The sequence below is a fragment of the Streptomyces sp. NBC_01707 genome, from assembly GCF_041438805.1.
In the GTDB taxonomy this organism is placed as follows: Bacteria; Actinomycetota; Actinomycetes; order Streptomycetales; family Streptomycetaceae; genus Streptomyces.
Genome location: NZ_CP109190.1, coordinates 2,034,186 through 2,045,853, shown reverse-complemented (window position 1 = coordinate 2,045,853; position 11,668 = coordinate 2,034,186). Strand labels below are relative to the sequence as shown.

Annotated in this window: 10 protein-coding genes; 3 read left to right on the top strand and 7 right to left on the bottom strand. The window is 71.6% G+C overall.

The annotated features are described in order from the left end of the window. Positions 1-13: 13 nt before the first annotated feature. From OG963_RS09335 to OG963_RS09325, 3 genes are read right to left on the bottom strand one after another with little or no spacing between them, the layout of a single operon-like run. The gene (locus OG963_RS09335) at positions 14-1,168 is read right to left on the bottom strand and encodes an STM4014 family protein (protein ID WP_093929276.1); all 1,155 of its coding nucleotides are present in this window, start codon (positions 1,166-1,168) and stop codon (positions 14-16) included. Continuing rightward, a complete protein-coding gene (locus tag OG963_RS09330; RefSeq protein ID WP_093929275.1) occupies positions 1,149-2,120 on the bottom strand; it encodes an STM4015 family protein in 972 nt (323 codons plus the stop codon). Before OG963_RS09330 ends, OG963_RS09335 begins: the two co-directional genes overlap by 20 nt. Before the next feature lie 6 nt (positions 2,121-2,126). After that, positions 2,127-3,083: an STM4015 family protein gene (locus OG963_RS09325; RefSeq protein ID WP_093769958.1), complete on the bottom strand. Its 957-nt coding sequence runs from the start codon at positions 3,081-3,083 to the stop codon at positions 2,127-2,129. Between the two features lie 165 nt (positions 3,084-3,248). Here OG963_RS09325 and OG963_RS09320 point away from each other — a divergent pair, with 165 nt between their 5' ends. Together OG963_RS09320 and OG963_RS09315 are read left to right on the top strand one after the other, a co-directional pair. Further along, positions 3,249-3,575 (top strand): hypothetical protein, encoded by a 327-nt coding sequence (locus OG963_RS09320; protein WP_093769959.1) that lies wholly within the window; start codon positions 3,249-3,251, stop codon positions 3,573-3,575. Positions 3,576-3,668: 93 nt separating this feature from the next. Continuing rightward, on the top strand, positions 3,669-4,670 hold the full coding sequence (locus tag OG963_RS09315; protein ID WP_093769960.1) for a DUF6745 domain-containing protein: 1,002 nt from the start codon (positions 3,669-3,671) through the stop codon (positions 4,668-4,670). A gap of 66 nt (positions 4,671-4,736) precedes the next feature. Here OG963_RS09315 and OG963_RS09310 read toward each other — a convergent pair whose 3' ends face one another. The 4 genes from OG963_RS09310 to OG963_RS09295 all read right to left on the bottom strand — a co-directional run bounded on the left by OG963_RS09310 (position 4,737) and on the right by OG963_RS09295 (position 11,002). After that, positions 4,737-5,327, bottom strand: coding sequence for a TetR/AcrR family transcriptional regulator (locus OG963_RS09310; protein WP_030924020.1), 591 nt, complete (start codon positions 5,325-5,327; stop codon positions 4,737-4,739). 112 nt (positions 5,328-5,439) lie between these two features. Continuing rightward, entirely contained in the window at positions 5,440-9,168 is a 3,729-nt protein-coding gene (locus tag OG963_RS09305) for a S8 family serine peptidase (RefSeq protein ID WP_371798749.1), read from the bottom strand. A gap of 214 nt (positions 9,169-9,382) precedes the next feature. Further along, positions 9,383-10,618: a Glu/Leu/Phe/Val dehydrogenase dimerization domain-containing protein gene (locus OG963_RS09300; RefSeq protein ID WP_093769962.1), complete on the bottom strand. Its 1,236-nt coding sequence runs from the start codon at positions 10,616-10,618 to the stop codon at positions 9,383-9,385. A gap of 177 nt (positions 10,619-10,795) precedes the next feature. After that, a complete protein-coding gene (locus OG963_RS09295) occupies positions 10,796-11,002 on the bottom strand; it encodes a hypothetical protein (protein ID WP_093769963.1) in 207 nt (68 codons plus the stop codon). Between the two features lie 136 nt (positions 11,003-11,138). Between OG963_RS09295 and OG963_RS09290 the strand changes: the two genes are divergently transcribed. After that, a complete protein-coding gene (locus OG963_RS09290; RefSeq protein ID WP_030924015.1) occupies positions 11,139-11,579 on the top strand; it encodes a PPOX class F420-dependent oxidoreductase in 441 nt (146 codons plus the stop codon). Positions 11,580-11,668: the final 89 nt, after the last annotated feature.

The following is an 11,668-nucleotide window of genomic DNA, read 5'->3' as shown; positions in this document are numbered from 1 at the left end:
GGACCGGCCGGTATCAGGCGCTGGTGGTTGCACGGTGGTTCCTTGCTCTGTTCAGTACGGCGGCGACCTGCGCCGCATAGGTGTCCAGGCCCTCGGCGCCACTGCCCGGCAGGCCGGTCAGGCGTGGCAGCAGATCGCCGAACGCGTTGACCTCGCCGACGGCGAACCGCCGCCAGCCCGTCGCGGGCAGCAGATCGACGGCCACGCACAGCGTCTCCGGGAAGCAGGCGGCGGCCCTCTCGCACACGGCGAGGACCTCGGCCCAGCTGCCGCCCGCCGCCCGGACGGCCACGCGGACCTCGTCGAGATCTCCGCGCTCCCCGCCGAGGTGAAGATTGGTCATGGGGGAGCGGCTGGTCCGTACGACGGCATGGGTCGCGCGACCGGCCACGACCACGACCCGCAGATCGGCCGATCGCCCATGCTGCGATGCCTTGGGCAGCCAGCGCTCGATGTGCAGCCCGTCCGGTGCGAGCGCGTCGACGATCGCCGCCACCTCGCGTTCCGTCGTACAGCGGCGCACCCGCAGCGAGTTGAAGAGCCGCCCGGCGGAGTCACGCTCCACCGACGTCGTCGCCCGCACGCGGCCCGGTCCGGCCGTCTCCACGGCGAGTACGCCCGAGGCGGACGAGCCGTGCGCGAGCTTCACGAAGGCCCGCGGCATACGGTGCCCCGCCATCAGCGCGCGCACGTCAGCCCAGCCGCGCACCACAGGCGCGCCGGCCCCGGAGGTCGCGGATGCAGGCACGGGGACTGCGGCGCCGTCCAGTACGCCATGGCAGAGCCGCTTGTCGAACAACACCGCCACATCGCCCGGATCGTCCAGCAACTCCGCGCCGGCGGCAGCTGCCGCCCGCGCCACCTCCCTTACGGCCGCGGTGAAGCGGGCGTACCAGCGGGCCGTTCCCTCCACCCTCGTCGGATCGTCGACGGCCCGCAGCAGCCGATCCACCTCGGCGTCCTCACCGGGCGAGTCCATCCGTACGGTCTCGCCCGGCCGGAACGCCACCTCGCCGCGCAGCACGTCCGGCCAGGGCACGACCCGTGGGGCCGGCAGCCCGGCGGCACGTACCGCCTCCTGGAACAGCGTCACCCGACGGTTGCCGGGCACGCCGACGACGGCAAAGCGTGGCACCGGACCTACCGTGCTACTCGGAGACCGCGACATAGCGCTCGTCGTCCTCATCCGGATCCCAGTACTCCACCTCGTGCGGTTCGCCGTTCACCCGGTCGGGTCCGATCAGCCCCCTGAGCCGGTCGACCAGCGGGTCGCTGATGTAGTGATGGTGCAGATCCAGCGAGGTCAGATGAGTGAGGGGCTGGCCCGCGAGCAGCGCCTCGGCGCCGATGTCGCTCAGGGTCCCCATCGCGAGGGAGAGCGATTCCAGGTGGGCGACGACCGGGGCCGATGCCACCGCGGCCGCGATCTCGTCCTGGATCTCACTGTTCTGCAGGCCCAGGTGGCGCAGCTTCGGGAACGCGGCACCGGAGAGCAGCGGGGCGAGGTCGTCGACCGTCGAGTCGCCGCCGTACTCGGTGACGCCCAGCCAGAGTTCGAGATGCTCCAGCGCGGGCAGATCCGAAGCACCGATCGCCCGCACGACGCCGGCCGGGAGCCCGCCCGACTCGAACCGGAGCGACCTGAGCGCCTTGTGCCGCACCGGCTGCAGGCCGAGGACCTCCGTGCCCTCGACCGGCTCACCGCACCCGCGTACGGTCAACTCCTCCAGCTGCCCGAACGCCTCGACCACCGGGGTGATGTCGGACATCTCCAGCCACGAGAGCTCGCATTCCTCGCTGACGACATCGGCGAGGAAGAGCGCTCGCAGGGCCGGGAAGCGGTCCGCATCGGCGCACAGCAGCTCGACGACCGGTGCGAAGGGGGTGTACTCCTCCTCCCACCAGGGGCCGATCACCAGAGCCCGTACCGCGGTCGTGTCCACCGTGTCGAGGAAGTACTGCCAGAGTGCCGCGAACGTCAGATCGCTCTGCCAGGCGCTCTCCAGCCGCCAGGCGACGGCATCCGCCGCCGGGAGGGGATCAGCGCGCGGCCGGTCGGGGCCTGGCAACGTGAGAACCGGCAACCCGTGGAAGGAATCGGGGTGTTCGATGTCCGTCATCGCACATCACTCCGCAACCGTGGTGTAGCGGCCTTCGATCCCGCGGCCGCCCCACGGCTCCTCGCGCTCGGAGAGATCGACCTGCACGCCGTGCGGCTCCAACGCCGCCTTGATTCGACGCTCCACCGGCTCGGTGAGGAAGTGATGGTGCAGATCGAGCCGTTCGAGATGGGTCAGCGGCTGGCCCTCGAGCAGCGCGGCCGCGCCCTCGTCGCCCAGTGTGCCGTTCGACAGGTCGAGGGTGCGGAGCTGGGCGACGACCGGGGCGCTCGCGACGGCGCGCGCGATTTCGTTCTGCAACTCGCTGTTGCGCAGACCGAGGTGGTGGAGCCGGGGGAACCGCGAGCCGGAGAGCAGCGGGGCCAGGTCCGCGACATCCGCGTCGCCGCCGTACTCGGAGACGCCCAGCCAGAGATCCAGCCGCTCCAGTGCGGGCAGCTCGCTGTCAAGAATGCCGCGGATCACCTCGACCGGAAGCCCGCCGGTCTCGATGGTCAGCGAACGCAGCCGATCGTGCTTCGACGGGGAGAACGTCAGATACGTGCCGCCGCGCACGCCCAGTTCGAGCAGGGCGGGGAACGCGGTCAGCAGCGCGGTGACCTCGCACTGCTCGATCCAGGAGATCTCGTTCTCCTCGCGCGTCATGTCGCCGACGAATATCGCCTCCAGCGAAGTCAGCCGGTCGGCCGCGGCGATCACCAGACCGATCGGGTAGGACGACGTCTCGTCGGTCGCCTCCCCCCACTGCCCGATGATCAGGGCTCGCACGCCGCCCGGGTCGACCGCCCCGAGGAACGCCTGGAACGCCTCCTCCCAGGTCATCTCGGACTCGTCGTCGTACGGGTCGACCGAGATACGCCAGGCCGCGGCGTCCGCGGCCTGCGCCGGGGCCTCGCCCGTCGCGTGCTGGAAGTCGACGGCCGGAAGGCCGAGCAACTCGTGCAGGTGATCCACACCGGACATGGCCCTGAACTCCTGAGACTGGGATCGGCTGATGCCCGCAAGGTTTATCAAGCCGCACTGACAACGCGGCGGGCGGGACCGGTTGTGACCGATTGTCAGACCCTCCTCGTAGCGTTTTCTCCACGGCCGCGGCACAGCGGGTGCCGCCGTGGAGGGGAGACGTCTGTGTACCGGCAGGGCGATGTACTGATCGTGTCGTTGGAGGAGTCGGCGGTGCCCGCGCATCTGGTGGACGCGCCGGGGGAGCCGCGGGACGCCCGGGGGCGACTGGTGCTGGCGCTCGGCGAGGTCACCGGTCATGCGCATGCGGTACAGGGGCCCGGCCGGCTGATGCGCGAGGCGGGCGCGTTCGGCCCGATGCTCCTCCATCTCCCCGACGGCGGACGCGTGGTGCACGAGGAGCATGCGGCGATCCCGCTGTCGAAGGGCTGGTACCGCGTGGTGCGCCAGCGGGAGTACGCACCCGGCGCGGTCCGCATCGTCGCGGACTGACCGGCCCGTCCGGAGCGGCCAGGAGGCACCGGACAGGACGTGGCACAGCAGGGATTCAGGACCGGACAGCGATACAGGGGACGGGGACAACCGATGCAGTATGTGGACTCATGGCGGGGCGTGGCAGCGGCGACCGGCGCGGCGGACCGGGCCGCGGCCGAGGACGGCGTCCGGCTCGCCTACCGCAGCGCGGGACTGGCGGAGCCGGAGGAGTTCGTCTGGGCGGACTCGCCGAAGGCGGCCGTCGAGGCCGTCGAGAAGCTCGTCGACGCGGGGCGCTCGGTCCGCGACGAGGTGCGCACCCGCCCGTGGGCGCAGGAGCGGCGCCGGATGTACGACGAGCTGGGACCGGCCGGCTGGTCCGCCCTCTGGTCGGCCACGGGCGCCCAGCTCTGGGAGACCACGGCGGCGCTCGCCGAGCGGATACGGGCGGGTGTCGTCACGGCCCTCGCCCAGCGGCCCGAGGACGAGACGGCGGTCCGGCTGGTGCTGCTCGACGCGGTGCTCGGCCAGCACGACGCGGCGTGGCTGGCCGCGTTCGACGGCCGTGGTGACCGGCTCGACGGACTGGCGGAGGTGGCCCGGCACGCCGGCTGGTGGTGGCCCTACGAGCGCACGGTGGTGCTCAGCGAACGCCCGGAGGCACTCCACCGCGACGAGGCGGGCCGGCTCGACCGCGGGGACGGCCCAGCCCTCTCGTACCCTGACGGATTCGCGCTGTACGCCTGGCGCGGCATGCCGGTCCCCGCCGAGTTCCTGGCGGAGCTGGCGGCCCTGACCCCCGAGCGGATACGCAACGAGGAGAACGCGGAACTGCGCCGCGTGATGCTGGAGTTCTACGGCTACGACCGCTACCTCACCGAGTCGGGCGCCGAGCCGGTGCACCGGGACGAGACGGGCATCCTGTGGCGGATCGCGCTGCAGGGCGACGAGGACGTGGTGATGGTCGAGGTGGTCAATTCCACCCCGGAGCCGGACGGCACGCATCGCACGTACTGGCTGCGGGTGCCGCCGACGACCAGGACCGCGAAGGAGGGTGTGGCCTGGACGTTCGGACTTCAGCGGGAAGCGTACGCACCCCTGCGTCAGACCTGATCGACCGACCGGCCGGGAGGTGGCGGGAGACGGGAGGAAACGGGGAGCGCGGGGGAACCGGCCGGGTCAGGCCGTCAGTGCCTCCTGGTCGATGCCCAGCTCGCGGGCGAGCGCCTCGTCGGTCCACGCCAGCATCGTGGTCCGGGAGAGCGGACCGGCGTAGGACGTCATCTGGACGGCCAGACCGTCCAGCAGCGCGGTCAACCGCCAGGCCACGGACATGGGATCGTCGCAGTGGAACTCCCCTGCGGCGGCCCCTTCTTCGAGGACCTCGGCCAGTTCGGCCTTCCACTGCTGGTCGAGATCGCCGGCCACATTGCGCAGCGCCGGATCGCGCAACGAGGCCGCCCAGCCCTCGATCCACAGCCGCCACCCCTTGGCCTGTCCGGTCGGCGCGTACCAGCGGACGGCGGCGCGCAGCCGCCGTACCGCACTGGTGCGGCGGCTGAGCAGCTTGCGCAGATGGGCCAGGTCGGCCTCGGCCGCATGCGCGAAGGCGGCCGCGACCAGCTTCTCCTTCGTCGAGAAGTGGTAGAGCACGAGTGCGTTGCTCACCCCGAGGACGGACGCCACATCGGCGATCCGTACCGCGGCGACGCCTCGCACCTCGATCTGCTCGACGGCAGCACGCAGCAGCTCCTCGCGTCGTTCCGCCACGCTCAACCGCACTCTTGCCACGGCGTCACCCTAACCAATGCAGGGGTTCCCGACAGGTCGGGGGCGAGACCGCAAGCGGCCCGCCCCCGACCTTCCAGCTGTCAGGCCTCGGTCAGCACCAGATGTCGGCGCAGCCCGAGTTGTACGCGTCGATGAGGGTCTCCGTCAGCGACGCACCGGTGGTGTCCGTGACGGTTGTCCGCAGGTCGACCTTGGCGGTGCCCGCGGCAGGCACCGTGACCTTCCACCGGCCGTCGGCCCCGCGCGCCGCCGTGGCCTGCTTCCAGTCGGTGCCGTCCGTCGCGTACCAGACCTTCAACGATGTGATGGGAAGCGCCCGCTGACCGCCCTGTGCGGTCAGGCCGACCGTGTAGTCGAGCGGCTTGTCCGCGTCCGCCGCGTTCTCGCCGGTCAGCGGCAGCCGGTAGTCGAGGTCCAGCAACCGGGCCGCGGCAGCGGACCGCTCGTGGCCGGAGCGGAACCGCCACTCGCTGGTCACCTGCGCCCCGAGCATCCATGTCACCGGATCCGGTGAGGTGCGGGTGGCATCGACGGTCAGCCGATACCAGTTGTCCTTGCGCGGCAGGTCGAACGTGGCCCGGCCAGGTGCGCCGTTGCGGGCCAGTGCCTTCCCGCTGTCGTCCGCCAGCACCGTGCTGCCGGTGTCCGCCACCGGCGCCGTCTCGGCGCGATGGCCGGCCGCGTCGGAGAACATCGGGAGCGCCACATTGAGCTTGTCGCCGTCCCGGGTGATCTGTGCGGACCCGGCCTGCTTGCCGAGCGCGGGGTTGAAGGGCGCGGACATCCAGTCGTCCCGGTATTCACCGCCCGCGCGGTACACGGTCGGCGCGCTGACCAGCGTCCCCAAAGGGTAGACCCGTTCGGCGACGTCGTACTGGTAATGGAAGGTAGCCGTCGTCCACGCCACGTCCGGGGTGTAGTAGAGCGTCTGCTCCGACGGCGGCCGGTAGCGGGTGGACTGCTGGAAGAGCGTCAGCCCGTGCCAGGTCGTCCAGGCGTACATGCCCTTGGGGTCGGACGGGTAGCCGTGGGTACGCTGTACCGTCGTCACCTTGGCCAGTTCCGACCGCCGGTCGAACCAGTCGGCCCCGGCCGGGACCCTGCCGTCGACGGAATGATGCAGGAAGTACGCGTCCGCCGAGCTGTTGATGCCGTCGAGCGTCAGCGTCAGCGGCCCTTCGGCCAGCCGGGCCCGCAGGGCGGGCACACTGGCCGTGTCCAGCCTGAGTACCGGTGTCGGCTTGTAGACCGAGAGCCCGTAACCCACGTACACGATGGCAGCCGTACCCGCGTCCGAGAGCTTCTGGTAGAGCGCGTTGTTGAACGAGGTCTGGCTGGTGGCCGGTGTCCACAGGACGATCCTGCCCTTGAGGTCCATGGCGGCCGGGTCGGTGTCCGCCCCGGTGCCGATGTCGACGACCTCGCCGGTGGCCGTCCCCAGCCAGCTGTAGATGCTGTACTGCGAGAGCAGCAGCTTCAGCGCGTCGGCCGAGGAGCCGGGCTCGTGCGCGTCGACCTCCCGCTGCTGCCAGCTCAGCCCGCCGAAGAAGCTGAGCCCGTCCAGCGTCCCACCGGTGGTGGGCACCGCCTCCACCTGGTACTGGCCTGCGGAGCTCGGCGCGACCAGACCGGTGTCCTGGGCGCCCGTACCTGGGCCGACGCGTGACACGATCCCGGTCGCAGACTGCAGGGACACCCGCGCCGACCCGTCGTCCACGCCGATCCTGACCGGCTTCGCCCCCTCGGTGCCCAGTGTGACGGAGCGGTCCCCGCTGACGGTGACCCGCCGGGCGAAGTGGATCGCCGCGGTCCCGACGACGGTGTTGCCGACCGTGTCGTACTCCCAGGTGTGCCCGAGGATCCGGTAACTGCCGCGCGGCAGCGTCACCGTCCTCGGCTCGGTGCCGTCCAGCCCGATCAGCTGGGACGCGCCGGTCCTCTCGTTCTGCAGGACCGCGCCCGTCGAGGTGCGTTCGGCGCCTTCGCGCGGTGCGGGACCGGTCAGGGTGAGGGAGTACGTCTCAGGATCGGCCTCGACCGAGACGGGCACCGTCGCCCGGCCGCCCCCCGGCCAGGTCGCGGTGACCGCCCCGCTGTACGTCGTCCCCGCCTCGACCCGCGACGGCTCGAGGACGACGTCCGTGACCGCGGACGAACGCGCGGGCACGGTCACGGTCTCCGCGCCCAGCCGGATCGCCCGGCCCGGCCCTGCGGACAGCCGTAGCTTCACCGGCTTGTCCGTGGTGTTCGTCCACGTCACCTCATGGCTCTGCGCGGCGGCGGAGGCGTTCGGGTACGTGGTGTGGGCGGCCAGCGTGGCGGGTTCGGCCACCGCCTTCGCCGCCAACGCCGCCGGCACGTCGGTGAGACCGGCGCCGGTGTCGGAGGCCGACGCACCCGCCACCGGGGCGGCGCTGCCGACGAGCGCGGACTTCAGGCGCGCGCCCGACCAGTCGGGGTGGCGCTGGGTCAGCAGGGCGGCGGCGCCCGCGACATGCGGGCTCGCCATCGACGTACCGGAGAGTGAGGCGTACTGCTCGGTGACGGCCGCGTCGTCGAGCGTGCCGGCGGCGCGGGCGGCCACGATGGCGCTGCCCGGTGCGGAGATCTCCGGCTTGACCGCGGGCCGGCCCTGGCGCGGTCCACGCGAGGAGAACGCGGACATCTCACCGGACTTGGTGACCGAGCCGACCGTCAGGGCGGCATCGGCGGCGCCGGGTGCGCTGATCGTCCGGTCGCCGCTGTTGCCCGCGGCGATGACGAACAGCGTGCCGTGCTCGGCGGAGAGCTTGTCGACCGCGGCGGACAACGGGTCGGTGCCGTCGGAGGCCCGGTTCGACCCGAGGCTCATATTGACGATCCGGGCGTCCTGGTCGACAGCCCACTGCATGCCCGCGAGGATCCACGAGTCGTAGCCGTAGCCGTCGTTGCCGAGGACCTTGCCCTCGACGAGCTCGGCGCCCGGCGCGACGCCCGCGTAACGGCCTTCGGACGCCGCACCGGAACCGGCGATGATCGACGACACATGGGTGCCGTGGCCCTGCCGGTCCTGGACGTCGCCGTCCTCGGTGAAGTCCTGCGAAGCGGTGACGACGCCCTTCAGATCGGGGTGGTCACGGTCGTAGCCGGTGTCGAGCACCGCGACCTTGGTGCCTTTCCCGGTGATCCCGGCCCGGTGCGCCTTGTCCGCACCGATCTGCGGTACGGACGTGTCGAGCGTGGCCCGCACCCTGCCGTCCAGCCAGACCTTCCCGATGCCTGCGGTGCGGGCCCGGGAGGCCGTGCCGAGCTGCTTCCACACGGTGCCGGCCGACTTCTTGGACACGGTCAGAGCCGTGGTCCCGGCGGTCCGGAAGGCCGCGGCAACGCGGGCGCCCTTCGGCGCGTCCGGGCTTCCGGCGGAGGGCGTGGCGCCGCCGACCAGGACCCGTAGCGTGTCGGTGCTGCGGTCCGAGTACCCCGAGGCGACCAGCTCGCTCACGTCGAACAGGCGCTGGTCCACCCGGCCCTGCGAGATCTGCCCGACGGCGTCGATCGGCACCGCGTACTCGTGGCCGTCCGCCCGGAACCGGGTGAAGCCCATGCCCTCGCGGCCCGGTCCCGGCACGATGGAACTGATCTCCACGGCGTTCCCGCTGCCGGAGTACGTCACCACGTCGCCGGTCAGCAGGGTGACGGTGCGGGTTCCACCGCCCGCTCCAGGGGACGGGGCCGGATCGGCGAACGCGGGTGCCTGGTCGGCGGTGGCGGGGAGCGATCCACCGGCAAGGGCGGCGGCGAGCGCTGTGGCGCAGGCCGCCGCCCATCTGGTCCGTCTCATTCTCACCTCGTGAACTCGTGTGTTTTCAGGGGGTGGTGAGGTGAGACTGTCAGGAGCATGACGTAACAGTGGCGGTCGGAGCTGGCGGGAAGCTGCCATGGCAGCTATTCGCCGTGCGGCCCCTCGGGAAACGGGAGCCGGTTCGCCCGTACAGGTCCGGCGGCTCAGCGGATCCGGCGGCCCGGCGTGCTCATCGGTACCAGCCGAACCGTGCTCATCGGTACCAGCCGAACCGTTCGGCCATCACAGGAAGCCGCTCGGCGACGAGGGCGTGGGCCGCCGCCCGGGGAGTGGAGCCGTCGGCCTCGGCGCGGGCCAGCATCCGGCCGATCAGCGCCCGCATCGAACGACGGGTGTGCGAGAACGCCTCCTCGGCATCGGCCCCGATGTCGCCGAACAGCGTCCACCACCACCACGCGTTCGTACCGGAGTTGACGACCACGTCGGGCAGTACGGTGATGCCGCGCTCGGCGAGCAGCGCCTCCGCCTCCGGCAGTACCGGCATGTTCGCCGCCTCGACGATCCAACGGGCGCTGATCCGGGCCTGGTTCGTGGCGTCGACGGCGTACGAGACCGCCGCCGGCACGAGTACCTCCGCCTCCTGCGTCAGCCAGGCGTCGGCGGGCAGCTCCTGGTCTCCGTCGCGCAGCGCACCGCGGTCCACCGTTCCGTACGCGTCCCGGGCCGCGAGCAGCGTCTCGACGTCGAGGCCCGCCGGGTTCGCGATCGTCCCCTTGACGTCGGCGATCGCGACGACCTTCAGTCCGGCCCGGGCGAGGAACCGCGCCGTGGCGCCGCCCATGGTGCCGAGCCCCTGTACGGAGACCCTGGCCTCCGTGTACGCGACGCCCGCCCGGTCCAGCGCGGCGAGCGCCGACTCGGCCACCCCGCAGCCGCCGACCAGCTCGTCGAGCCCGATGCCGTCCACCTCGACGGCGAACGCGTCGGCGAGCCGCTGCCGCGCCGCCGTCTCGTCGTCGAGGAGCGGGTAGACCGCCTGGATCGAGGAGACGAGCCCGGCCTCGGCCGCCGCCCGGTCGACGATGTCCTGGGTGAGACCGAGATCCTCGCCGGTCGTCCAGACGTTCTCTATGTACGGACGCACCGCCCGCAGATAGCGCACGAGCACCCCGTACGCCTCAGGGTCGCGCGGGTCGCAGTCGATGCCGCCCTTGGCGCCGCCGAGCGGTATGTAGCGCGCCTGTGTGTCATCGGCATCGAAGTGCAGGGCCTCCTTCATCGTCATGCCCCGGGCAAGGCCCGCCACCTCGTCGAGCGTGCAGCCCGCCCGCATCCGCAGCCCGCCGCTCGACACGCCGCGCACCAGTCGGTCGACGACCAGATGGCCCTGGCGACCGGTGACGTGGTCCGTCCAGGTCAGCGAGATCAGGGGGGCGGGCGGAGCGGCCGAGGACACCGCCGGCGCCGTCGGAATCGTCGGTGTCGTCATCGGGGTGTCTCCTCGGTATCAGTGGTCGGGGTGGGTCCCGGAGCGGTTCGGGCCGGGGCGCGGGCGAGCGTCTCCGGCCATCCGGGGTGGCCGCCGCAGCCAACGATTTACTGAATCGCCGGTCAGTATCGGGAGGTGGGGGCGGCCCTGTCAATGTGACCCTTGCTGAATCGTTGTTCAGTGGATGGGGTCGGCCGTGCCCTGGGCGGCGGCCTTCGGCGGATCGCACCGCGTGAAGCCCTGGCCGGTCAGGCCGCGTGCGAACGGGTGCGGAAGCGCATCTCCTCCACGGCGCGGATCGCGGTCGTCAGCTCGACCCGCCGCTCCTCGCCGATCCCGGTCCCGATTGTGCGGGGCCACGTCCAGCGACGTGCGGGCGGTCATGGCCGGTTTCCTTGCCCGGTGTCCATCGGTGTCGGCCGGCTGCTGTCGCGGATGCGCCGGGCGACGGCCGCCGGATGTGACATGAGTCAGTGGCGGAACGCGGAATCCTGTGATCGCTGTGCACGTTGGATTCGTCATGACGGGAATCGATGCACAGCAGGACGCGCTCCTTCGGCTGGTCGCCGAGGAGCGCGGCGGGGTGCTCGTGACGCTGAAGCGGGACGGCCGGCCCCAGCTGTCCAATGTCAATCACTTCTACTATCCCGCGGAGCGCATCATCCGTGTCTCGATCACCGATGACCGGGCGAAGACGCGGAACCTGCGGCGCGATCCGCGGGCGAGCTACCACGTCACCAGCGAGGACCGCTGGGCCTGGACGGTCGCAGACGGCACGGCCGAACTGTCGCCGGTCGCCGCCGATCCGTCCGACGCGACCGTCGAGGAGCTGATCACGCTCTACCGGGACGTGCAGGGCGAGCACCCCGACTGGGACGATTACCGCAGTGCGATGGTCCGCGACCGGCGGATCGTGCTGCGTCTGCATGTCGAACATGCGTACGGGCAGTTGCGTGGCTGAGACGGCAGGGTCCCGCCGTCATTCCATTGGCCGTCCCGTACTCGCACTGTGCTACCCCCTGCTCATAATGAAACGACACCGACTCCCTC